At 69.8% G+C, this 22,594-nt stretch carries 19 protein-coding genes; 10 read left to right on the top strand and 9 right to left on the bottom strand.

The genetic code is table 11. The features are described from left to right. Positions 1 to 25: 25 nt before the first annotated feature. The 5 genes from murJ to trxA all read left to right on the top strand — a co-directional run bounded on the left by murJ (position 26) and on the right by trxA (position 7,669). Positions 26 to 2,500 carry a murein biosynthesis integral membrane protein MurJ gene (gene murJ / locus ACFV3R_RS01695; RefSeq protein WP_385573478.1) on the top strand — a complete coding sequence of 825 codons (2,475 nt, stop codon included), beginning with the start codon at positions 26 to 28 and terminating at the stop codon, positions 2,498 to 2,500. A gap of 106 nt (positions 2,501 to 2,606) precedes the next feature. After that, positions 2,607 to 4,322: a protein kinase family protein gene (locus ACFV3R_RS01700; protein ID WP_385573481.1), complete on the top strand. Its 1,716-nt coding sequence runs from the start codon at positions 2,607 to 2,609 to the stop codon at positions 4,320 to 4,322. 174 nt (positions 4,323 to 4,496) lie between these two features. Next, positions 4,497 to 5,162, top strand: a complete 666-nt coding sequence (gene sigM, locus ACFV3R_RS01705) for an RNA polymerase sigma factor SigM (protein ID WP_385573485.1) — start codon at positions 4,497 to 4,499, stop codon at positions 5,160 to 5,162. Between the two features lie 1,158 nt (positions 5,163 to 6,320). Continuing rightward, positions 6,321 to 7,295 (top strand): thioredoxin-disulfide reductase, encoded by a 975-nt coding sequence (gene trxB / locus ACFV3R_RS01710; protein WP_385573489.1) that lies wholly within the window; start codon positions 6,321 to 6,323, stop codon positions 7,293 to 7,295. A gap of 47 nt (positions 7,296 to 7,342) precedes the next feature. Continuing rightward, entirely contained in the window at positions 7,343 to 7,669 is a 327-nt protein-coding gene (trxA, locus tag ACFV3R_RS01715; protein WP_385573492.1) for a thioredoxin, read from the top strand. A gap of 90 nt (positions 7,670 to 7,759) precedes the next feature. On the opposite strand, the gene ACFV3R_RS01720 is transcribed toward trxA, so the two are convergent. The 9 genes from ACFV3R_RS01720 to rpmH all read right to left on the bottom strand — a co-directional run bounded on the left by ACFV3R_RS01720 (position 7,760) and on the right by rpmH (position 14,519). Next, a complete protein-coding gene (locus ACFV3R_RS01720) occupies positions 7,760 to 8,377 on the bottom strand; it encodes a GNAT family N-acetyltransferase (RefSeq protein ID WP_385573495.1) in 618 nt (205 codons plus the stop codon). Positions 8,378 to 8,578: 201 nt separating this feature from the next. Beyond that, positions 8,579 to 9,676, bottom strand: a complete 1,098-nt coding sequence (locus tag ACFV3R_RS01725) for a ParB/RepB/Spo0J family partition protein (RefSeq protein ID WP_385573499.1) — start codon at positions 9,674 to 9,676, stop codon at positions 8,579 to 8,581. Then, complete coding sequence (locus ACFV3R_RS01730; protein WP_385573502.1) at positions 9,673 to 10,743, bottom strand: ParA family protein; 1,071 nt, start codon at positions 10,741 to 10,743, stop codon at positions 9,673 to 9,675. Before ACFV3R_RS01730 ends, ACFV3R_RS01725 begins: the two co-directional genes overlap by 4 nt. A gap of 256 nt (positions 10,744 to 10,999) precedes the next feature. Continuing rightward, positions 11,000 to 11,731 carry a 16S rRNA (guanine(527)-N(7))-methyltransferase RsmG gene (gene rsmG, locus ACFV3R_RS01735; RefSeq protein WP_385573505.1) on the bottom strand — a complete coding sequence of 244 codons (732 nt, stop codon included), beginning with the start codon at positions 11,729 to 11,731 and terminating at the stop codon, positions 11,000 to 11,002. A gap of 165 nt (positions 11,732 to 11,896) precedes the next feature. After that, positions 11,897 to 12,421: a protein jag gene (locus ACFV3R_RS01740; RefSeq protein ID WP_385573508.1), complete on the bottom strand. Its 525-nt coding sequence runs from the start codon at positions 12,419 to 12,421 to the stop codon at positions 11,897 to 11,899. Positions 12,422 to 12,435: 14 nt separating this feature from the next. Continuing rightward, on the bottom strand, positions 12,436 to 13,611 hold the full coding sequence (yidC, locus tag ACFV3R_RS01745) for a membrane protein insertase YidC (protein ID WP_385573512.1): 1,176 nt from the start codon (positions 13,609 to 13,611) through the stop codon (positions 12,436 to 12,438). A gap of 3 nt (positions 13,612 to 13,614) precedes the next feature. After that, a complete protein-coding gene (gene yidD / locus ACFV3R_RS01750) occupies positions 13,615 to 13,935 on the bottom strand; it encodes a membrane protein insertion efficiency factor YidD (RefSeq protein WP_385573515.1) in 321 nt (106 codons plus the stop codon). After that, entirely contained in the window at positions 13,932 to 14,357 is a 426-nt protein-coding gene (rnpA, locus tag ACFV3R_RS01755; RefSeq protein WP_385573518.1) for a ribonuclease P protein component, read from the bottom strand. The genes yidD and rnpA overlap by 4 nt, the downstream gene beginning before the upstream one ends. Positions 14,358 to 14,381: 24 nt before the next feature. After that, the gene (gene rpmH / locus ACFV3R_RS01760; RefSeq protein ID WP_030354375.1) at positions 14,382 to 14,519 is read right to left on the bottom strand and encodes a 50S ribosomal protein L34; all 138 of its coding nucleotides are present in this window, start codon (positions 14,517 to 14,519) and stop codon (positions 14,382 to 14,384) included. A 443-nt stretch (positions 14,520 to 14,962) separates the two neighbouring features. Here rpmH and dnaA point away from each other — a divergent pair, with 443 nt between their 5' ends. The 5 genes from dnaA to ACFV3R_RS01785 all read left to right on the top strand — a co-directional run bounded on the left by dnaA (position 14,963) and on the right by ACFV3R_RS01785 (position 22,479). After that, positions 14,963 to 17,188, top strand: a complete 2,226-nt coding sequence (gene dnaA, locus ACFV3R_RS01765; RefSeq protein ID WP_385573522.1) for a chromosomal replication initiator protein DnaA — start codon at positions 14,963 to 14,965, stop codon at positions 17,186 to 17,188. A 1,179-nt stretch (positions 17,189 to 18,367) separates the two neighbouring features. Further along, the gene (gene dnaN / locus ACFV3R_RS01770; protein WP_385573527.1) at positions 18,368 to 19,498 is read left to right on the top strand and encodes a DNA polymerase III subunit beta; all 1,131 of its coding nucleotides are present in this window, start codon (positions 18,368 to 18,370) and stop codon (positions 19,496 to 19,498) included. A 168-nt stretch (positions 19,499 to 19,666) separates the two neighbouring features. Then, a complete protein-coding gene (gnd, locus tag ACFV3R_RS01775) occupies positions 19,667 to 20,548 on the top strand; it encodes a phosphogluconate dehydrogenase (NAD(+)-dependent, decarboxylating) (RefSeq protein WP_385573532.1) in 882 nt (293 codons plus the stop codon). Between the two features lie 168 nt (positions 20,549 to 20,716). Next, positions 20,717 to 21,883, top strand: coding sequence for a DNA replication/repair protein RecF (recF, locus tag ACFV3R_RS01780; RefSeq protein WP_385573535.1), 1,167 nt, complete (start codon positions 20,717 to 20,719; stop codon positions 21,881 to 21,883). Between the two features lie 116 nt (positions 21,884 to 21,999). Beyond that, entirely contained in the window at positions 22,000 to 22,479 is a 480-nt protein-coding gene (locus ACFV3R_RS01785) for a DUF721 domain-containing protein (RefSeq protein WP_385574240.1), read from the top strand. Positions 22,480 to 22,594 lie beyond the last annotated feature (115 nt).

The following is a 22,594-nucleotide window of genomic DNA, read 5'->3' on the forward strand; positions in this document are numbered from 1 at the left end:
CGGACAGAGACGAAGTGGGGCAAGGATGAACGCGCCGTACGAGGGTGACCGCGGTCGGCGTGGATCAGACGCCCAGCCGGGGAACGAACCCGTCCCGCCCGCTGCGTACCCCGGACAGAACGGCAGTCCGGCGCCGGACGCCTACCCGGGCGAGGACGCCTACCCGGGTGAGGGCGCCTACCAGGCCGGGGGCCCCTTTCCGGAGGGTTACGGCTCCTACCGCCACGACTCTCCGGCCGGCCCCGGGTCCCCCTTCGACGGTCAGACGGCGGCTTCCCCGACTGCGGGTGACGGCGCGGGTTCCTCGCCGTACCAGGCGGCGCAGGCCCCTGCCGGCCCCTACCCGTCCGCTCCACACCCGGCTTCCACCGCCGACGCCGACGCGTGGGCACCGGGGCAGCCCCCCCAGCAGTACGGAGGCACCCCCACCCCGTACGCCGGGCAGGGGCCGTACTCCGGAGGCGGCCAGGAGGCCCCTCCACAGGCCCCGCAGCCCGCCCAGGACGCCTTCGCCCACCTCTTCCGCGACCAGGAGGGCTACGGCGACGCCAGGCCTCAGGCGCCCGCTCACGGCTTCGGTGGGCCGGCTCGGCAGGCGGTCACGGCCCAGGACCAGGAGGGGGCCCCGTCCTCTTCCGGACCGGCCTGGCAGCAGCCACAGCACCCGGGCCCGAGCTATCGTCCGCCGCAGCCCCCGCCCTCCCCAGGTCTCCAGGGGAGCCCGCAGGGCCCGTCGACGGGCGCCACGGCGTACCCCACCTATCCGCCCCAGCCGCTCGCCCCGGAGCCGGCCGACGAGTCCGTGCCGCCGCAGCCGGGCGAGGCGCCCGGGCCGCAGAGCCAGCCCCAGCCCCGGGTGGCAGCAGCAAAGCGCGGCGGGGGCCTGCTGAAGTCCAGTGCGGTCATGGCGGCCGGCACCATGGTCTCCCGCCTCACCGGGTTCGTCCGCTCCGCGCTGATCGCCTCGGCGCTCGGTGCCGCCGTCCTGGGTGACGCCTGGCAGATCGCGTACACACTGCCCACGATGATCTTCATCCTGACCATCGGTGGTGGCCTGAACTCCGTCTTCGTCCCGCAGCTGGTGCGGGCGATGAAGGAGGACGAGGACGGTGGCGAGGCCTACGCGAACCGGCTGCTCACCCTGGTCGTCGTCGTGCTGGGTGCGGTCACCGTGATCGCGGTCGCCGCCGCCCCGTTGCTGGTCAAGGCGATGTCCTATGACTTCTCCCAGGACCCCGCGACGAACGAGGTGACCGTCACCTTCACCCGCTACTGCGTCGTCACGATCTTCTTCATGGGCGTGCACGTGGTGATGGGGCAGATCCTCAACGCCCGCGGCCGCTTCGGCGCGATGATGTGGACGCCCGTCCTCAACAACGTCGTCATGATCGCCACCTTCGGCCTGTTCATCTGGGTGTACGGGTCCGCCAAGCACTCACACCTCGGGGTCACCACGATCCCGGACGCCGGCATCCGGCTGCTGGGGGTCGGTACCATCCTGGGCCTGGTCGTCCAGGCGCTGGCGATGGTCCCCTACCTGCGCGAGGCCGGCTTCCGGATGCGTCCGCGGTTCGACTGGCGGGGCCACGGCCTCGGCAAGGCCGCCCGCCTCGCCAAGTGGACGGTCCTGTTCGTGCTGGCCAACCAGGCGGGCGTGCTGGTCGTCACCCAGCTCGCGACCTGGGCCGGAAACTCCGCGGACAAGCAGGGCGTCTCCGGCACGGGATACATGGCGTACTCCAACGCCCAGTTGATCTGGAACATGCCCCAGGCCATCATCACCGTCTCGGTGATGGCCGCGTTGCTGCCCCGGCTCTCCCGCTCGGCGAGCGACGGCGACGCCGGAGCGGTGCGCGACGACATGTCCCAGGGGCTGCGTACCTCGGCGGTGGCCATCGTGCCGATCGCTTTCGGCTTCCTCTCCCTCGGCGTGCCCATGTGCACCCTCATCTACCAGTCCTCGGGTGCCGGTGTCTCGATGGGGTACATGCTGATGGCCTTCGGCGTCGGCCTCATCCCGTTCTCGGTGCAGTACGTGGTCCTCCGCGCCTTCTACGCATACGAGGACACGCGGACGCCCTTCTACAACACGGTGATCGTCGCCGGCGTCAACGCCGCCGCCTCCGCTCTCTGCTTCCTGGTGCTGCCGGCCCGCTGGGCGGTGGTGGGCATGGCGGCCTCGTACGGGCTCGCCTACATCATCGGGGTGGGCGTGGCCTGGCGCCGTCTTCGGCAGCGGATGGGCGTAGACCTGGACGGCGCACGCATCGTCCGGACATACGCCCGGCTGGCCGGGGCAAGCATTCCTGCGACGGCCCTCTCCGGTGTCGTGGTGTATGTCCTCATGCAGTCCCTGGGCAGCGGCCTCCTCGGATCGCTCGCCGCGCTGGTGGCAGGGGCACTCGTGCTGGCCGTCGTCTTCTTCCTCGCCGCGCGAAGAATGCGTGTGGAGGAGATGAACGCGCTGGTCGGAATGGTGCGGCGGAAGCTCGGTCGCTGAATCGGCGCAACCATCGCTCACCTCCATGTGTCGTGCATGGCGGCGAACTGTGGGCACAATTGTCGTGGCTCTTGGAGCATGAACGGATGGGGAGGCAGGAACGACGGTGGCGGAACGGAGCACGGCTGCCGTCGACGTGGCTGATACGAGCGGTGAGGAACCGCCGCCCGCCAAGGCGGGGAAAGCCACGGCCGACGGTGCGAAGGCCGAGAGGGTAGCCGAAAGAAACCAGCACGGTGGTCAACACGGCACCGAGCCGACCGGCACGTCCGAGGCGCAGCCGCCGGAACTGCACAGCGGCCACAAGCTCGCAAGACGCTATCGCCTTGAGGAGTGCCTCACCCGACTGGACGGGTTCAGCAGCTGGCGTGCGGTCGACGAGAAGCTGCGTCGCGCCGTAGGCGTGCACGTCCTCCCGGCGGACCACCCACGTGCCCGTCCCGTGCTCTCTTCGGCCCGCTCCGCCGCCCTTCTCGGTGATCCGCGGTTCGTCCAGGTGCTGGACGCCGTCGAGGAGAACGACCTCGTCTACGTCGTCCACGAATGGCTGCCGGACGCCACCGAGCTCACAGCCGTCCTCGCCTCGGGCCCGCTGGAGCCCCACGACGCGTACCAGCTCGTCAGCCAGGTCTCCCAGGCCATGGCGGCTGCCCACCGCGAAGGTCTGTCCCACCTGCGGCTCACCCCCGGCTCGGTGCTCCGTACCGAGTCCGGCCAGTACCGCATCCGCGGCCTCGCCGTGATGGCCGCGTTGCGGGGCATCACCTGTGACGCCCCGCAGCGCACCGACACCGAGGCCATCGGCGCGCTGCTCTACGCCGCGCTGACCCAGCGGTGGCCGTACGAGAGCGACGCCTACGGCATGAGCGGGCTGCCGCGCGACGTCGGGCTTCTCCCGCCCGACCAGGTACGGGCCGGGGTCCACCGAGGCCTGTCAGAGCTCGCGATGCGCGCACTGGTCAACGACGGCGCCACCGCCTCCCGCCTGGAGCAGCCCTGCACCACCCCGGAGGAGCTGGCGAAAGCCGTCGCGGCGATGCCCCGAATCCGCCCGCCGGAGCAAACCTTCGCCGCCCCACCGCAGTACCAGCGCCCCCAGGGGGCATACGGCCAGCCGCCGAACCGGAACGGTCAGCCCCGTCCCCAGGCCGCCCCGCCGGTCCCGCCGCAGCCGCTGCAGAGCCGCACCGGCAAAGCCCTGAAGTGGACGGTGTCGGCCCTGCTGATCGCTGCTCTCGGCCTGGGCAGCTGGCAGCTGGCCGACACCCTCCTCAAGCACGAGGGCGACCAGAACACCCACACCTCCACGGGCGACAGCCGGGTCACCACACCGAGCTCAGCGGTACAGAAACTGCCCATCGCCGGTGCCCAGGAGTACGCACCGGACGAGAGCCCGCAGCACCCCAACCAGGTGGACCTGACGTACGACAAGAACGACAGCACCTCCTGGGACACCAAGACCTACGACGACGGCCCGAAACTGGCACCGTTCAAGAAGGGCGTCGGCATCGTCTACGACCTCGGGGCCGACCACAAGGTCTCCGAGGCCGAGCTGAAGTTCCGGGACTCCGGTCCGTACACCGCCGTCTCCCTCTACGCCGCCGACTCCCTCTCCACGAACGCATCGGTCGATTCGATGAAGAAGCTCGGTGCGCAGACCACCGAGGGGAACCAGGCGAAGGTCTCACTGAAGAACCCTGAGAAGGCCCGGTACATCGTGGTCTGGATCACGGCTGTGCCCAAATCCGGCCAGGTGGGGTACAGCGGTCCGGGCTACAAGCAGGCCCTGAAGGAGGTCTCCTTCTCCGGGCCCCGCTCCTGAGTCAGCCGGATCCTGCGATGGGGCGTCCTGCGCGGCGCCCCATCGGCCTGTTCAGGGCCCTACCGTGCGCCTTTGCTCTGTTTACTTCTGGTGACCCAGCGGCTTCAATGACTGGGGCACCTGGAGCCGGCGTCTGGGGGACATGTGGCGGTCCGCGGCGACGAACCCCTCGACGTGAGCGACCGGGCGTTGCTCGCCCGCCATGTGGAAGGCGATCCCGATGCCTTCTCCGAACTCGTCCGCCGGCACCGCGACCGGTTGTGGGCGGTGGCCCTGCGCACACTGGGCGACCGTGAGGAAGCGGCGGACGCCCTCCAGGACGCGCTGCTCTCCGCCTACCGTGCTGCCAAAACCTTCCGTGGCGACGCGGCGGTGACGACATGGATGCACCGCATCACGGTCAATGCCTGCCTGGACCGGGCCCGTAAGGCCGCCTCGCGCCGGACCGACCCCGTGGCGGAGACCGAGCGTCTGGAACAGGTACTCGAGCCTCACGAGTCCGCCGAGGTGCCGGCCGAGCGCGAGGACCTCACCCGCGAACTCCTCAAGGCGCTGCGCACGCTGCCGCCCGAGCAACGCGCCGCCCTCGTCCTGGTGGACATGCAGGGTTACCCGGTGGCCGAGGCCGCGGAGATCCTCGGTGTGGCGGCGGGAACCGTGAAGAGCCGTTGTTCACGCGGTCGGGCTCGGCTCCTCCCCCTGCTCACCCATCTGCGTCCCCATCGCGGGGGTAACGACGGCGGGGGAGGGGGAAGGAACCGGTCGCAGGGGACAGCCGTCCCACATGCGACAGCACCACAGCAGCCAGGTGGAGTGAAGGGCGGAGGTGCAAAGACGTGACGTCGAGTACCGGTGCGGAACAGCATCCCGAGGTAGTGGAGATCTCGGCGCTCACTGACGGCCTCCTGCCCCACGCGCGCGACGTAGAACTTCGCAGGCACCTGGCGGCGTGTGCCACCTGTCAGGACGTACGCCTCTCCCTGGAGGAGATCCGGTCACTGCTCGGTAGGCTCCCAGGCCCGGTGCGCACCCCCGTGGACGTCGAGGAGCGTATCGACGCGGCACTCGCAGCCGAAGCACTGCTCGAGTCCACCCGCAGCCAGCAAGCCTCCCCGTCGGTTTCACGTGAAACGGCGGCTCGGTCGCACGAACCCCCTCATGCACTGGGAGCCCCCAGGTCCACCAAGTCGTCTGAGTGCAGCGGGCGTGTTTCACGTGAAACGCACCCCTCACGGCAGAGCGGGTCCAAGCCGCGCGCCAGGTGGGCCCGCGGGGTTACCGGGAGGACGGCAGCTGCCCCGCCCGAGACCAGCGGTCTCGGGCAGGGGGCGGGCGAGCCGCGTCAGCATCGTCACTGGGCACGCCGGTCGCTCGCGGTAGCAGCCGCTGTGGCAGTTCTCGGCACGGGCATCGCGGTCGTCCGAGCCTCCCTGGAGACGAGGCCACCGGAGTCGACCACTGCGGCGGCCTCTCCGCATGGCACGTCCGGTCGGGACGGGCTCTCGGAAGCCGACGTCGACCGTCGCGTGCATGCCCTCCTGCACACCGCCAAAGCCTCAGGGACCGGGGCCGGGCAGTCGGAAGCCCACGGATCCTCCGTTGCCCCCCTGCGGGGAACAATCCTCAACGTCCCCCCATGTGTGGCGGCCGGCACACGACGGAACGAGGCACCACTCGCCGCCTCACGCGAGACCTACCAGGGGCAGGCCGCCTATCTCCTGGTCCTCCCGCACTCCTCCGACCTCCGACAGGTCACCGCCTACCTGGTGGCCTCCTCGTGCACACGGACGTCCTCGACGCACCCGGGTGAGGTGCTTCTCTCCCGGTCCTATCCGCGTCGCTGACCGTGAGCAGATGGACAAGCCCGGCTGCGGTGCCTCGCTGAGCCCCGTACCCTGCGGCGGAGCCTGCCGGGAATGCGGCCCCGTAGGATTCCGTTGGGTGGGGTGAGTGCCCCAGTCAGCCAGCAAGCAGTCGGCAGAGACAAGGAAGAAACCCGTGAGCGACGTCCGCAACGTGATCATCATTGGCTCCGGCCCCGCGGGCTACACCGCCGCGCTCTACACCGCCCGCGCCTCCCTGAAGCCGTTGGTCTTCGAGGGCGCCGTGACCGCCGGCGGCGCGCTGATGAACACCACCGACGTGGAGAACTTCCCCGGGTTTCGCGAGGGCATCCTGGGCCCTGACCTGATGGACAACATGCGGGCCCAGGCCGAGCGCTTCGGTGCGGAACTGGTCCCCGACGACATCGTTTCCGCGGATCTGACTGGCGACGTGAAGACGGTCACGGACACCTCCGGGGCAGTGCACCACGCGCGGGCAGTGATCGTGGCGACCGGTTCTCAGCACCGCAAGCTGGGTCTGCCCCGCGAGGACGAGCTGTCCGGCCGAGGCGTCTCGTGGTGCGCCACGTGTGATGGCTTCTTCTTCAAGGACCAGGACATCGCGGTGATCGGTGGTGGCGACACGGCGATGGAGGAGGCGACCTTCCTCTCCCGCTTCGCCAAGTCGGTCACCATCGTGCACCGCCGGGACACCCTGCGCGCCAGCAAGGCGATGCAGGAGAGGGCCTTCGCCGACCCGAAGATCTCCTTCGTCTGGGACAGCGAGGTCAGCGAGGTCCACGGTGAGCAGAAGCTGTCGAGCCTGACGCTGCGCAACGTCAAGAGCGGTGAGACCTCCGCCCTCGACGTGACAGGGCTCTTCATCGCCATCGGACACGACCCTCGTACCGGGCTGTTCAAGGGCCAGCTGGACCTCGACGATGAGGGCTACCTCAAGGTCAGCTCGCCCAGCACGCACACCAACCTCCCGGGTGTCTTTGCTGCCGGCGACGTCGTGGACCACACCTACCGGCAGGCGATCACCGCGGCCGGTACCGGTTGCTCTGCCGCCCTGGACGCCGAACGCTTCCTCGCCGCCCTCACCGACGGCGAGGCCACGCCGGAGCCTGAGAAGACGGCCGCCGTCTGACTCCGGAACCTCCCCGCCCCCACCCGCTTCCATCCAAGGAGAGAGCCATGGCCGGTGCCACGGTGACCGTCACCGACGACAACTTCGAAGAGGTCGTCCTCAACAGCGACAAGCCGGTGCTCGTCGACTTCTGGGCCACCTGGTGCGGCCCGTGCCGCCAGATCGCCCCGTCGCTCGAAGCCATTGCCGCTGAGCACGACGAGATCGTCATCGCCAAGCTGAACACGGACGAGAACCCGGCGACGACTGCCAAGTACGGCGTCATGTCGATTCCGACCATGAACGTCTACAAGGGCGGCGAGGTCGTCAAGACCCTCGTGGGCGCGAAGCCCAAGGCGGGCCTTGAGCGTGACCTCGCGGAGTTCCTCGCCTGAGGACCTGACGAGCAGTAGAGGGAAGGGCCCGCGCCAGGAGGCGCGGGCCCTTCGCTGTGCGGCCTTCAGAGCCGTTACCGCAGACCCTGCTCACAGAGGCCGCAGCGCAGGATCCTTCTGTACGGCTCCCAGGAGCCGGTCCAAGGCCATTTCGACGTCTCCCTTCCAGGAAAGGGTGGAGCGGAGCTCCAGGCGGAGGCGGGGAAAGCGCTCATGGTGGCGCACGGTCTTGAAGCCGACTGCCCGAAGGTGCTCTGTCGGCAGCAGGCAGGCCGGCCCTTTCCAGCGGACGTCTCCGAACGCCTCGATCGCCTTCACCCCTCGACGCACCAGGTCCTTGGCCACCGTCTGCACCAGCACGCGGCCCAGTCCCTGCCCCTGGTAGGCAGGCAGCAGGGAGGCGGTCAGCAGTTGGACGGCGTCCGGCGAGATGGGGCTGGTGGGGAAGGCCATCGATCGCGGCACGTACGCGGGCGGGGCGTACATCACGAACCCTGCCGGCTCATCGTCCACGTACACCACACGCCCGCAGGAGCCCCACTCAAGGAGCACGGCGGAAACCCACGCCTCCTTCTCGGACGCTGACCGCCGGGCCTTCGCGGCGGCTTCCCCACTCACGGGGTCCAACTCCCAGAAGACACAGGTCCGGCAAGCCTCCGGCACGTCAGAAAGGTTGTCCAGTGTGAGCGGTGCCAGCCGACGCCCCATGAAGCCCGTTCCCTAACTGTCTCGACCACCCTCCAGCATCTGGAGAGTGGTCTACCCCGCCACGGCCCGTCCGCTCGCATCGTAACCAGGGCACGCACACGGTGACACCGCGAAACAGCAAAGGGGACGGAGAGGGCGGCCGTGCCGGCCTTCCCTAACCGTCCCCTTGCAAAGAGGTGTCGCAGGACGCGGGCTGCTGTGTCAGCCCTCCTCGTCCTGATCCTCGGAGAGTCGGCTCTCCAGGACCTTTCCCTCTCCGGGAGCGAGCGTGCCGAGGATGCGCTCCAGGTCGTCCATGGAGGCGAACTCGACGACGATCTTCCCCTTCTTCTGCCCCAGGTCGACCTTCACCCGGGTCTCGAAACGGTCAGAGAGCCGTGACGCCAGGTCTGACAGCGCCGGGGAGACCCGCGCCCCTGCGCGCGGGCCCTTGGCCTTGGTCGCAGCCTTGGAGCGAGAACCCAGCAGCGTGACCAGTTCCTCGACCGCCCTGACCGACAGCCCCTCGGCCACGATGCGGTGTGCGAGGCGGTCCTGTTCCTCCGCTTCGTCCACTCCCAGAAGCGCCCGCGCATGGCCGGCCGACAGCACCCCGGCCGCCACCCGCCGCTGCACCGAAGGGGAAAGCTTGAGCAGACGCAGGGTGTTGGACACCTGAGGACGGGAGCGCCCGATGCGGTCTGCCAACTCGTCGTGCGTGCACTTGAAGTCGCGCAGCAGCTGATCGTAGGCCGCAGCTTCTTCGAGCGGGTTGAGCTGAGCCCGGTGGAGGTTCTCCAGCAGCGCGTCCAGGAGAAGGCGCTCATCCTCGGTAGCCCGGACGATAGCCGGAATCTTCTCCAGCCCCGCCTCCCGGCAGGCTCGCCAACGGCGCTCACCCATGATGAGTTCGTACCGCTCGGACCCTAGCTGCCTCACCACCACCGGCTGGAGCAGCCCCACCTCCTGGATGGAGGTGACCAACTCGCTCAGCGCGTCCTCGTCGAACACGTCACGTGGCTGGCGCGGGTTGGGCGTGATGGAGTCCAAGGGCAGCTCGGCGAAGTGGGCGCCGGCTACGGCCGCGATCTCCTCGCCGGCCTCCGCCGCCTCCTCAGAACTGGTTTCACGTGAAACGGCCCGCCGCGGCAGAGAGGTCACCTTTGCGGCGGCGACCCCTCTGTCCGCAGGGATGACAGGAACCGCTGTGGGCGAGGTCGCTCCCACCCCCATGGAGAGGTTGTTCTCCTCGGAGTTCGGTGGCGCTGCGGGGATCAGCGCTCCCAGCCCGCGGCCCAACCCTCTGCGTCGATCACTCACTGGGACTCCTCCGACAGCCGTGGCTGTCCTTCATAGTTCACGCCGATCCCCTGACCACCGGTCCTCGGCGCCCCCCTCAACGCGATCTCTCGAGCCGCTTCGAGATAGGAGAGAGAGCCACTTGAAGTGGGGTCATAGGTCAGCACCGTCTGACCGTAGCTAGGAGCCTCGGAGATACGCACCGAGCGCGGGATGCTGGTCCGCAGCACCTCCGCCCCGAAGTGAGTCCGCACTTCCTCGGCCACCTGAGAGGCGAGTCGTGTCCGACCGTCGTACATCGTGAGCAGGATCGTGGAGACGTGAAGGCTCGGGTTCAGGTGCCCCCGCACCAGGTCGACGTTGCGCAGAAGCTGCCCCAGCCCCTCCAACGCGTAGTACTCGCACTGGATGGGGATGAGCACCTCAGCGCCCGCGACAAGCGCGTTGACCGTCAACAGGCCGAGTGAGGGCGGGCAGTCGATCAGCACGTAGTCCAACGGCTGCTCGTAGGACTTGATGGCCCGGTCCAGTCGACTCTCCCTGGCCACCAAGGAGACCAACTCGATCTCCGCACCGGCCAGATCGATGGTCGCCGGAGCACAGAAGAGGCCCTCCACATCGGGCACCGGCTGCACCACGTCCGAGAGCGGCTTACTCTCGACCAACACGTCGTAGATGGACGGCACTTCGGCGTGGTGGTCGATCCCCAGAGCAGTGGAGGCATTGCCCTGCGGGTCAAGGTCGATCACCAGGACCCTGGCTCCGTGAAGGGCCAGGGAGGCAGCCAGGTTCACGGTGGTGGTGGTCTTACCGACACCACCCTTCTGGTTGGCGACCACCATGATTCTGGTCTGCTCTGGTCGCGGCAGGCCTTCGCCCCCGCGAGCGATGGCCGTCACCTCCTGCTGAGACGCGCGACCAATCGGTTCGTCATCCATGGGAGGAAGCGTTTCACGTGAAACGTCCTCCCCGGACGACTCGGTGCGGGGACCGGGGACCGGATCGGTCATCGGTCCCGCAAGATGGGCGTCGGACCGCAAGGATTCACTCTCCTCGACTTCAGGCTCGCAATGTTCAGAGCCTGCCATGCTTTCGGGGCGATGAACCAGTGAGGTCCGTTCTCCTGTGGATGAACGCAGCGATGTGGATACATCCGTGCCCCGTCTGGGTGGATGGTCCCGCAGCTCGGAAGCCGCACGACCGCGGCCGATGATTCCATGCAACAGAGAACGACGTTTCACGTGAAACACGATGCATGCGCCCCACAGACCGCAGGTCCGCGACACTCCGAAATGTGTAGTTTTGGCTGCTTGTATGGAGCAGAGCGTCGCGCCCCGCTCCAGGTCATCGGCGTCGGCGACCGCTCCGAGGAGCCCTACCGCTACGTGCCGCCTTGGCGCGCTTGGCCGCGAACCGCACCCCTCCGGGGCTCTCTCCGACCTCGACCCGCACGACGGTGGAGAGCGGCTCGACCAGGCCCTCCCCCACCTGCACGATCGAGGTGTCCACCACTCCCAGTTTGCTGAGAGCGGCCCGCGCCCCCTTGAGCTCGTCCTCTGCCGTGTCGCCCTTCAGGGCAAGCATCTGCCCGTAGGGCCGCAGCAGCGGAACACCCCAGCCCGCCAGCCGGTCCAGCGGCGCCACAGCGCGAGCGGTGACCACGTGCTTCGGGGGGATCTTGTCCATGACCTCCTCGGCACGGCCCCGCACCACCTCGACGTGGTCCAGCCCCAGCAACTCGACCACCTCCTGCAGGAACGTGGTCCGCCGCAACAACGGCTCCAGGAGGGTGATCGAGACGTCGGGCCGGACCAGCGCCAGCGGGATACCGGGCAAGCCGGCACCCGACCCCACGTCGCACACGGTCACCCCCTCGGGGACCACCTCGGACAGCACGGCACAGTTCAGCAGGTGCCTCTCCCAGAGCCGGGGCACCTCCCGCGGACCGATCAGACCTCGGCGTACACCGATGTCGGCGAGAAGCTCGGCGTACCGCACCGCCTCCGGCAGACGCTCACCGAAAACCTCCCGTGCCGCATCGGGCGCAGGGGGAAGTTCCGCAGCTTCTTCCGTCACGAGATAGGTCCTTCCTCAGGGCTCGTCCAGGGGCTGACAACATGCGGCCCCGCCTGCGGACAGACGGGGCCAGGGTCACACGTGGAACCAGGTGGTTCGGGAGTCCCCTCCCGAACCGGGGCCGAGGAGGGAAGAACCCAGCCGGCCCCATGGCGGAGAGACGTCCTAGTCGGGGAGGACCACCACGCACCGCTGGGGCTCTTCGCCCTCGGACTCGCTGCGCAGCCCCGCCGCAGCCACGGCGTCGTGGACGACCTTGCGCTCGAAGGGGGACATCGGCTTCAGCTTCACGGCCTCACCGGTGTTCTTCGCGTCCTCGACCGCCTTGGCACCCAGCGCGGTCAGCTCCTCACGCTTATGCGCCCGGAACCCCGCGATGTCCAGCATCAGACGGCTGCGCTCGCCCGTCTCCCGGTGGACCGCCAGTCGCGTCAGCTCCTGGAGGGCCTCCAGCACCTCACCATCGCGCCCCACCAGCTTCTGCAGGTCGCGGCTGGTGCCCTCACCGATGATCGAGACAGCGGCGCGGTCGGCCTCGACGTCCATGTCGATGTCGCCGTCGAGGTCGGCGATGTCCAGCAGGCCCTCAAGGTAGTCAGCCGCGATCTCCCCCTCCTGTTCCAGCCGCGAGAGGGTGTCCCCTTCTGCCGCTGCCGCGGGGGAGGGCGAGGTGCTGGTGGTGTCCGTCACGAAGGGACTCCTTCTTACTTCTTGGACGGGTGCTTGGGGCGCTGCTGCCCCTTGCGCTGGCCGGACTTGGTGTTGCGGGACCCGGAGGAGGAGCTGCCCTTGGACTTCCCGCCCTGGGACTTCGTGGCACCGCCGGCCTCGGACTTCTGCTCCTGTCCGGACTGCTCACCCTCGGACGTGGCAGAGGCCTGCTGGGACGAGGTGGCCCGGGTGCGCGCCTGGGGTGCGCCCTGGGTACCGGTCCGCTGCTGGGCGGCACCACCACCGGTGCGCTTCGACTTCGTCTGGCGCTTGGGCTGCTGGCGGTTCTGGCGGGCCTCCTCGGCCGCCTTCTTCGCCTCGACCTCGGCCGGGTCCTCCTTGAGCTTGCCCTGGGCCCGCAGCCGGTCCTGACGCTCCTGGAATGCCTTGCTGCCGGGGGTGGGGTTCCGCCGGATGACGACCAGCTGCTGGCACATCGTCCAGACGTTGGTGGTCAGCCAGTAGATGAGGACACCGATGGGGAAGTTGATACCGAAGACCGCGAACATGACGGGGAAGACGTACATCAGCATCTTCTGCTGCTGCATGAACGGCGTCTTCACCGACAGGTCGACGTTCTTGGTCATCAGCTGGCGCTGCGTGTAGAACTGCGACGCCGACATCAGGACGATCATGATGGCCGCGACGATCCGGACGTCCACCACGGAGGCGTGGAGGGCCGCGATCTTGTCAGCGCCGTCCAGGAAGGTGGCTGCCAGCGGAGCGCCGAAGATGTGCGCCTGCTGCGCGCTCTCCACCAGCGGCTGGTCGACCACACCGACGGTCTGGCCCTTGGCGATGTGGCTGAGGACCCGGAAGAGCGAGATGAAGAACGGCGACTGCACGAGGATGGGAAGGCAGCTGGAGAGCGGGTTGGTACCCGTCTCCTTGTACAGCTTCATCATCTCTTCGGACTGACGCTGCTTGTCGCTCTTGTAGCGCTCCTGGATCGCCTTCATCTTCGGCTGGAGCGCCTGCATGTTCCGCGTTGCCTTGATCTGCTTGACGAAGAGCGGGATCAGGCAGATCCGGATGAGGACCACCAGCGAGACGATGGACAGACCCCACGCCGCGCCACTGTTCGCGTTGAAGAACAGGCTGTAGAACGAGTGGAACTGGACGATGATCCAGGAAACGGCGGTATAGAGGGGACTGAGAATCGTGTCCACGAATCAGGCTCCTTGGACGTTGGGCTGGGTCTCGGACTGTGCGGTGGGGACATCCTCGTCATGTCGCCCGCCCAGTCGGCTCCTCAGCCGCTGGTGCCAGACCGGACGCTTCCGGGGAGGGACGTGGTCGACGCCACCGAGTGACCACGGGTTGCACCGAAGGATGCGCCACGCGGTCAACGCGGTCCCCTTCACCGCGCCGTGCCGGTCGATGGCCGTGAAGCCGTAGTGGGAGCACGACGGGTAGTACTTGCAGACCGGGCCCAGCAGAGGGCTGATGGTCCATTGGTAGAGCTTGATCAGGAGCAGCAGCGGGTACTTCATCCCTGCGGCCTTCCGTGGGCCGGCCCGTCGGAGGGGTTCCGACCGGAGGCACGGGGGCCGGGGTGTTCCCACAGCCGCTGCAGCGCCGCATCGAGTTCACGGGCCAGCTCGGCATGGTCGGCGTCACCCGCACCGGGCAGCGCCCGTACCACCACCAGGCTACCGGCGTCGAACCGGGAGATGCGCTCTGCCATGAGGTGACGTAGGCGACGCTTGACCCGGTTGCGGATCACCGCGCCACCCACGGCCTTGCTCACGACGAAACCCGCACGCGCGGGGGGAGGCGTTCCCCCCGCGTCGTGCGGGTCACGTGAACCACTGCGTAGGTGGACGACCAGGTGCGGGCGGCCTGCCCGACGCCCTCGCCGTACCGCGGCTGCGAAGTCCTCGCGCCGCCTCAGCCGATGCTCGGTAGGCAGCACGTCATGGACCTAGGTCGGTGCTGCTCAGGCCGACAGGCGGGCGCGACCCTTGCCACGGCGGGTCGCCAGGATCGCGCGGCCGGCACGGGTACGCATGCGCAGGCGGAAGCCGTGGGTCTTCGCGCGGCGGCGGTTGTTCGGCTGGAAGGTGCGCTTGCTCACTCGGGGGCTCCAGTAATGCTTGGTGTCTCTGCCGAGACGCGTGTGGGGCGTCGACTGGCTGTCACCGTGCGCCCACGAGAAGCTCGCAACGCCCGAGTGCACCGCTATGTGACCACGCGATTGCGGTCCTTGCCCTTCGGAGGCAGGCGGCAGCAGCCATCGACAACTAGACCTCGTCACGGTACGCGCGGCCGCGCCGTCCGGTCAAACCGACCGGACGGAGGTGCTTGCGGCCACCGATCCGCACGCCCTCGGGCGCGGCGTCACCGGGCTCGTCCGGCCCGGGTGGTAAGGGGGACACGGCAAAACCCGGCAGACTGTACACAGGCTGTGGACAACGACTTGATGCAGCACACCCCCGCTGACTACCGTGGCCGAACTCGACTTCCTTCCCATCCGTCCGGAGACCCACACCTTCGTGGCCCATCGAGAGAGCGTGCCCTGTGGCTGACGTACCCGCCGATCTTGCCGCAGTGTGGCCCCGCGTGCTGGACCACCTCCTGCGTGCGGAGGGTGACAGCCTCAAGCCGAAGGACCAGGACTGGCTCCGGCGGACCCAGCCGCTCGCCCTGGTGGCGGACACCGCCCTGCTGGCCGTGCCGAACGAGTTCGCCAAGGGCGTCCTGGAGGGCCGTCTCGCCCCGCTGATCGGCGAGGGCCTGACCAAGGAGTGCGGCCGCCCCATCCGTATCGCCATCACGGTGGACGACTCGGCCGAGGCCCCCGCGCCCCCTGCCCCGGCGCCCAGCGCCCACGCCACCTCCGACGGCGGTCCCCGCGGCGCCTGGCCCACCGGCTACGACGGCTACGGCGAGCGCGACGGCGGCTACGACGGCCGCGAGGCCTACGAGCACGCCGGCTACGACAGGCAGTCCTACGAGCAGCGGGGCGGCCGGGGCCCCTACGACCGGGAGCCCGAGCCCCGCGAGGGACGCGACTACGAACGGCCGGCCGACCGCTACCCGCGCACCGCCGACCACAACGACGGTTACGGCCGCCGCGGCGACGTCGCCGACGGCCGTGACGGGTACGAGGCCGGCCGGCCCGCCGGCGGTTACGACGGACGGATGGCCGACGGCTACGGCCCGGGACGCGGCGAGGGGCACGACCCGCACCCCGGTTACGGCGGGCACGGCGACGGTTACGGCGGGCAGGGCGACCCCTACGCCTCCAGCGGCGAGGGCTACGGGCCCCCGGGCGACGAGCTGCCCACGGTGCGCCCGGTCTACCCCGACTACGCTCCGCCGCGGCCCGCCTACCCGGGCGCCTGGCCGCAGAGCCAGCGCCCTGGGGAGGAGAGCGCCCCGGCAGGCGGGCCGGAACGTGCCGGCGGCTCCTCGCACGGCGGTCCGCCGCGCGAGGAGCGCGAATCGCACGAGTCCCGCGAGTCCTACACCTGGCAGCAGCAGCGCCTCGGCGGTTTCGACCGTGAGGGGCACGACCCCTACGGCGGGGGACCGGGCCAGCACGGCACCGGACGCGGGGACGGTCAGCGCTACGACCACCACCGCCCCTCCCCGGAGCCGCCGCACCTCGCCCAGGGCCAGGGGAGCGGCGGGCAGCACCTGCCCGCCCCCAGCGGTGCGCCCGGCCCGCTGGCCGCGCAGCCCGCGCCCGCCACCGGACCCGGGGAGCCGACGGCCCGGCTGAACCCCAAGTACCTCTTCGACACCTTCGTCATCGGTGCCTCGAACCGGTTCGCCCACGCCGCGGCGGTCGCCGTGGCCGAGGCACCCGCGAAGGCGTACAACCCGCTGTTCATCTACGGCGAGTCGGGGCTGGGCAAGACCCACCTGCTGCACGCCATCGGCCACTACGCCCGGAGCCTCTACCCGGGGACCCGGGTGCGGTACGTGAGCTCGGAGGAGTTCACCAACGAGTTCATCAACTCCATCCGCGACGGCAAGGCGGACGCCTTCCGCAAGCGCTACCGCGACATGGACATCCTGCTCGTCGACGACATCCAGTTCCTGGCCAGCAAGGAGTCGACGCAGGAGGAGTTCTTCCACACCTTCAACACCCTGCACAACGCCAACAAGCAGATCGTCCTCTCCAGCGACCGGCCGCCCAAGCAGCTGGTCACCCTGGAGGACCGGCTCCGCAACCGTTTCGAGTGGGGCCTGATCACCGACGTCCAGCCGCCCGAGCTGGAGACCCGGATCGCGATCCTCCGCAAGAAGGCCGTGCAGGAACAGCTCAACGCCCCGCCCGAGGTGCTGGAGTTCATCGCCTCGCGGATCTCCCGCAACATCCGGGAGCTGGAGGGGGCGCTGATCCGGGTGACGGCCTTCGCCTCGCTCAACCGGCAGCCGGTGGACCTGGGCCTCACGGAGATCGTCCTCAAGGACCTCATCCCCGGTGGGGAGGACGCGGCCCCCGAGATCACGGCCACGGCGATCATGGCGTCCACGGCGGACTACTTCGGCCTGACCGTGGACGACCTCTGCGGTTCCTCCCGCAGCCGGGTGCTGGTGACAGCCCGGCAGATCGCCATGTACCTCTGCCGGGAGCTGACCGACCTGTCGCTGCCGAAGATCGGCGCGCAGTTCGGCGGCCGGGACCACACCACGGTCATGCACGCGGACCGCAAGATCCGGGCGCTGATGGCGGAGCGACGCTCGATCTACAACCAGGTCACCGAGCTGACCAACCGGATCAAGAACAGCTGACCTGCTGTCCCGCACGCGCGGGACGGGACACCGGCACCACAGCAGCGCCCCGCTCCTGCCGCGCTGCTCTGGTCGCGCCCCGCTCCGGCCATGCCACCCACCGACCGCGCCGACCGTCGTCGCCTGTCGGGCCGCCTGCCACCGCCGGGCGATGCCGCACACATGCCGTACCGGGCACCGGGACGGGTGCGCCACGGCAGACGTCCATGGGTTTGCCAGGGGTGAGCCAGGGGGCGGCCGACGTCCCCTTCCCCTCGCGCACTCCGAGCCGGGGGCCGCCTTCTCCCGAAGCCGTCAGTCGGCGCTCGTTGCCCTGCCGCAGTCCGTTCCGGAGCGCTCCAAAGCGGTCTCAGCGCCCTCCCCGCGCCCCTCTCCCGTCCCCGTCCGTCCCCCTGGAAGGCCCGCGGTGTTCGATTTTTCGGCAGGTTACGGGCGTGCTCCACAGATTCGCCGGGAAATCCGCGTCCACACGCTGGGGAGGACGAGACTGTCCCCATCATGTCCACAGCGCCCACGGTGGAGCGCATGTCACCGCAGGTCACAGGGGTGTGGAATTGTGGCCGGGCGTTGTCCACAGCATGTGGACGAAGGGGTGTCCACAGGGTGGCCGTTCGACTGTCCACCGGGCACCCCACAGGGAACGCCGGGTTGTGCACAAGATCGCGGCACTTCTCCACACCGCTGTCCACTGTTCGGCAAGCCGACACCGCCTCTCACTGCGACGAGTGAAAGCCGTCACACCATGGTGCAGGGTTGGGCTGTGCAGAAGCCGGGTATTGCTGGGGACAGCACTGGGGAGAAGTGGGGGTCGGCTGTGCACGGGATGTGCACGACGGCCGACGGTCCACAGCGAAGCCGGGTTGTCCACGGCCGCCGCCCACAGCCCCGGTGGACAAAAAACGGTTGCTGACCTGCGCAGAAGCCGTTATCCACGGTTTCCACAGCACCTACTACTACGACCACGTAGAGAGAGCTCGGAAGTCACTGAGAATCCGGGGCTGTGCACAACTCGTGGATCGCTCTCCGCACGGCCTCTTCCCGACTTGACCCCGAGCGCCCACGGCTGTCCGTGCCTGCTGTCAGACTGGTGCCCACGGCTTCCTCGGCGACCGAAGCCGACGAACGCGAACGACGAAGGCCAGCAGGGCGAGAGCCAGTGACAGCAGGAGGCGGTTTCCGGTGAAGATCCGGGTGGAGCGCGATGTACTCGCGGAGGCGGTGGCGTGGGCGGCGAAGAGCCTCCCGGCCCGTCCGCCGGTGCCCGTCCTCGCGGGCCTGCTGCTGAAGGCGGAGGACGGCAGCCTGAGCCTGTCCGGCTTCGACTACGAGGTCTCCGCCCGCGTCTCGGTGGAGGCCGAGGTCGAGGAGGACGGCACGGTCCTGGTCTCCGGCCGGCTGCTGGCGGACATCTGCCGCTCCCTCCCCAACCGCCCGGTGGAGATCTCCACAGACGGTGTACGGGCGACGGTGGTCTGCGGCTCCTCCCGCTTCACCCTCCACACCCTGCCGGTCGAGGAGTACCCCTCGCTGCCGGAGATGCCGTCGGCCACCGGCACCATCCCTGGTGACGTCTTCGCCTCCGCCGCCGCCCAGGTGGCCATCGCGGCCGGCCGTGACGACACCCTGCCGGTGCTCACCGGCGTGCGCATCGAGATCGAGGGCGACACCGTCACCCTGGCCTCCACCGACCGCTACCGCTTCGCCGTCCGCGAGTTCCTGTGGAAGCCGGAGAACCCGGACGCCTCCGCCGTCGCCCTGGTGCCCGCCAAGACGCTCCTGGACACCGCGAAGTCGCTCAGCGGCAGCGACGCCGTGACGCTGGCGCTCTCCGGCTCCGGCGCCGGTGAGGGCCTCATCGGCTTCGAGGGTGCCGGGCGGCGCACCACCACGCGGCTCCTGGAGGGCGACCTCCCCAAGTACCGCACCCTCTTCCCCACCGAGTTCAACTCGGTGGCGGTCATCGAGACCGCGCCCTTCGTCGAGGCCGTCAAGCGTGTGGCGCTGGTCGCCGAGCGCAACACCCCGGTCCGGCTCAGCTTCGAGCAGGGCGTGCTGATCCTGGAGGCCGGCTCCAGCGACGACGCACAGGCTGTGGAGAGGGTCGACGCGCAGCTCGACGGCGACGACATCTCCATCGCCTTCAACCCGGGCTTCCTGCTGGAGGGCCTGTCAGCCATCGACTCCCCGGTCGCCCAGCTCTCCTTCACCACCTCCACCAAGCCCGCGCTGCTCGGTGGCAAGCCCGCCGTGGACGCGGAGGCGGACGACACCTACAAGTACCTGATCATGCCCGTCCGGCTCTCCGGTTGAGCGGTCGCCTGCGGGGGCGGTAGCGGTGAGGCCCGGCATTCGGGCATCTCCCACCAGGCAGGTGGGAATCCGCTGATGAGCGGCTGAGCCCACAGCTGTGCACGCATGTGCGGGCGTAGGCTCGGAGAAGTTCGTCAACGCAACAACTAGGCGCAAAGAGGATCTCTGATGGAGCTCGGTCTCGTCGGTCTCGGCAAGATGGGCGGCAACATGCGTGAGCGCATCCGCCGCGCAGGCCACACCGTCATCGGATACGACCGCAACCCGGACGTCGCCGATGTCCACAGCCTGCGGGAACTGGTCGACTCGCTGCAGGGGCCGCGCGTGGTGTGGGTCATGGTGCCCGCCGGTGCCGCCACCCAGTCGACCATCGACGAGCTGGGCGAGCTGCTCTCCCCCGGTGACGTCGTGGTCGACGGCGGCAACAGCCGCTGGACCGACGACGAGAAGCACGCCGAGGAGCTCGCGGCCAAGCAGATCGGTTTCGTCGACTGCGGCGTCTCCGGCGGTGTCTGGGGCCTGGAGAACGGCTACGCGCTGATGTACGGCGGTGACGCCGAGGACGTGGCGAAGGTCCAGCCGATCTTCGACGCGCTCAAGCCGGAGGGCGAGCACGGCTCCGTCCACGCGGGCAAGGTCGGTGCCGGCCACTTCGCCAAGATGGTTCACAACGGCATCGAGTACGCCATGATGCAGGCCTACGCCGAGGGCTGGGAGCTGCTGGAGGCCGTGAACTCGGTCACCGACGTGCGTGAGGTCTTCCGCTCCTGGCAGACCGGCACCGTCATCCGCTCCTGGCTGCTCGACCTCGCCGTCAACGCCCTGGACGACGACGAGCACCTGGAGAAGCTGCGCGGCTTCGCCTCCGACTCCGGTGAGGGCCGCTGGACGGTCGAGGCCGCGATCGACAACGCGGTCCCGCTGCCGGCGATCACCGCTTCGCTCTTCGCCCGCTTCAGCTCGCGGCAGGACGACTCCCCGCAGATGAAGATGATCGCCGCGCTGCGCAACCAGTTCGGCGGCCACGCGGTCGAGGGCATCAAGAAGTAACCACCTCGGGGCCCGGTGGCCCCGACCGCCACGCGGGCCGGCAGGCCCCGTGGCACGGACGGCGCCTCCCGTGCCGTCCCCGCTTCGCCCGGGGCGGCGGTGAGCGTCCGGCTTGCCGCCGCCCGGCGTCGTAGCAGCACTGTTTCCGGAGGAGGACCGGCGCGCCCCATGCACGTCACGCACCTGTCGCTCGCCGACTTCCGCTCCTACACCCGGGCCGAGGTCCCCCTCACCCCCGGCGTCACGGCCTTCGTGGGCCCCAACGGGCAGGGCAAGACCAATCTGGTCGAGGCCGTCGGCTACCTGGCGACGCTGGGCAGCCACCGCGTCTCCTCGGACGCGCCCCTGGTCCGGGTGGGCGCCGAGCGGGCCGTCGTACGGGCAGCGGTCACCCAGGGCGAACGGCAGCAGCTCGTCGAGCTCGAACTCAACCCGGGCAAGGCCAACCGGGCCCGCATCAACCGGTCCTCGCAGGTCAGACCACGTGACGTACTGGGCATCCTGCGCACCGTGCTGTTCGCCCCCGAGGACCTGGCCCTGGTGAAGGGCGACCCCGGTGAGCGCCGCCGCTTCCTCGACGAGCTGGTCACGGCGCGCTCGCCCCGGATGGCCGGGGTGCGCGCGGACTACGACCGGGTCCTCAAGCAGCGCAACACCCTGCTGAAGTCCGCCGCCCTGGCCCGGCGCCACGGCGGCCGTGCGGGCGGGCCCGCCGGGCGAGGCGGTTCGAGCCAGGGGGCGGACCTGTCCACCCTGGACGTCTGGGACCAGCACCTGGCGAAGGCCGGCGCCGAACTGCTCGCGCAACGCCTGGACCTCATCACCGCCCTGGCCCCGCTGACCAACAAGGCCTACGAGCAGCTCGCCCCCGGCGGCGGGGCGGTGGCGCTGGACTACCGGAGTTCCGCGGGCGACCATCTCCCGCACGGGCGCGAGGAGTTGTACGAGGCGTTGCTGGCGGCGCTGGGCGAGGCCCGCCGCAACGAGATCGAGCGCGGCGTGACGCTCGTCGGTCCGCACCGCGACGACCTGCTGCTCGGGCTCGGCCAGATGCCGGCCAAGGGGTATGCCAGCCACGGCGAGTCCTGGTCCTATGCGCTGGCGCTGCGCCTGGCCTCCTACGAGTTGCTGCGCGCGGAGGGCAACGAACCCGTCCTCGTCCTGGACGACGTCTTCGCCGAGCTGGATGTCCGCCGACGGGAGCGGCTGGCCGAGCTGGTGGCCCCCGGTGAGCAGGTGCTGGTGACGGCCGCGGTCCCGGAGGACGTCCCCGAGACGCTGGCGGGAGCCAGGTTCGCGGTCGCCGAGGGCACCGTGGAGAGGGTCGGCGGGTGAGCGGGAACGGGTCGGCGGGCGGCAGCGATGGCCCCGCTTCCGGTGGCCCCGCTTCCGGTGACGCGGCGGGCAGCAGGGCTGCCGGTGAGGGCGCGGCCCGGCTCTCCGGCGTCGACCTGGCCCGGCAGGCGCTGGTGGCGGCCAGGGCGCAGGCGCGGGAGCGGGGAGCCGCCGCGCAGCAGCGCAAGCAGGCCCGGCGCGGGGGCCTGCGTTCCGGTGCCCGGTCCGACGGCCGGGACCCGCTGCCGCTGGGGGCCGCCATCAACCGGCTGATCACCGAACGCGGCTGGGAGACGCCGGCCGCGGTGGGTGGCGTGATGGGGCGCTGGCCCCAGATCGTGGGTGGCGACGTAGCCCAGCACTGTGAGCCCGACCACTTCGACGAGGAGTCCCGGGTCCTGACGGTCAACTGCGACTCGACGGCCTGGGCAACGCAGTTGCGGCTGCTGGCGCCGCAACTGGTGGCGCGGCTCAACCACGACCTCGGCCACGGGACCGTGAAACTGATCACCGTGCGCGGGCCGGGCGGACCGGTGCGGCGCTACGGCGGACTCCGCGCACCCGGCAGCACCGGCCCGGGCGACACCTACGGCTGACGGGCCCGGGCCCGCGGCTCCCGTACCCGTGGCCCGCGCTGTGTCCCCGGTCCCAGGCTGTGGCCCGGCCCGCGCTGAGGCCCACACTGCCGTCCGTGCTGCAGCTCGGGCCGCG

The organism is Streptomyces sp. NPDC059740, from assembly GCF_042733155.1.
GTDB lineage: Bacteria > Actinomycetota > Actinomycetes > Streptomycetales > Streptomycetaceae > Streptomyces.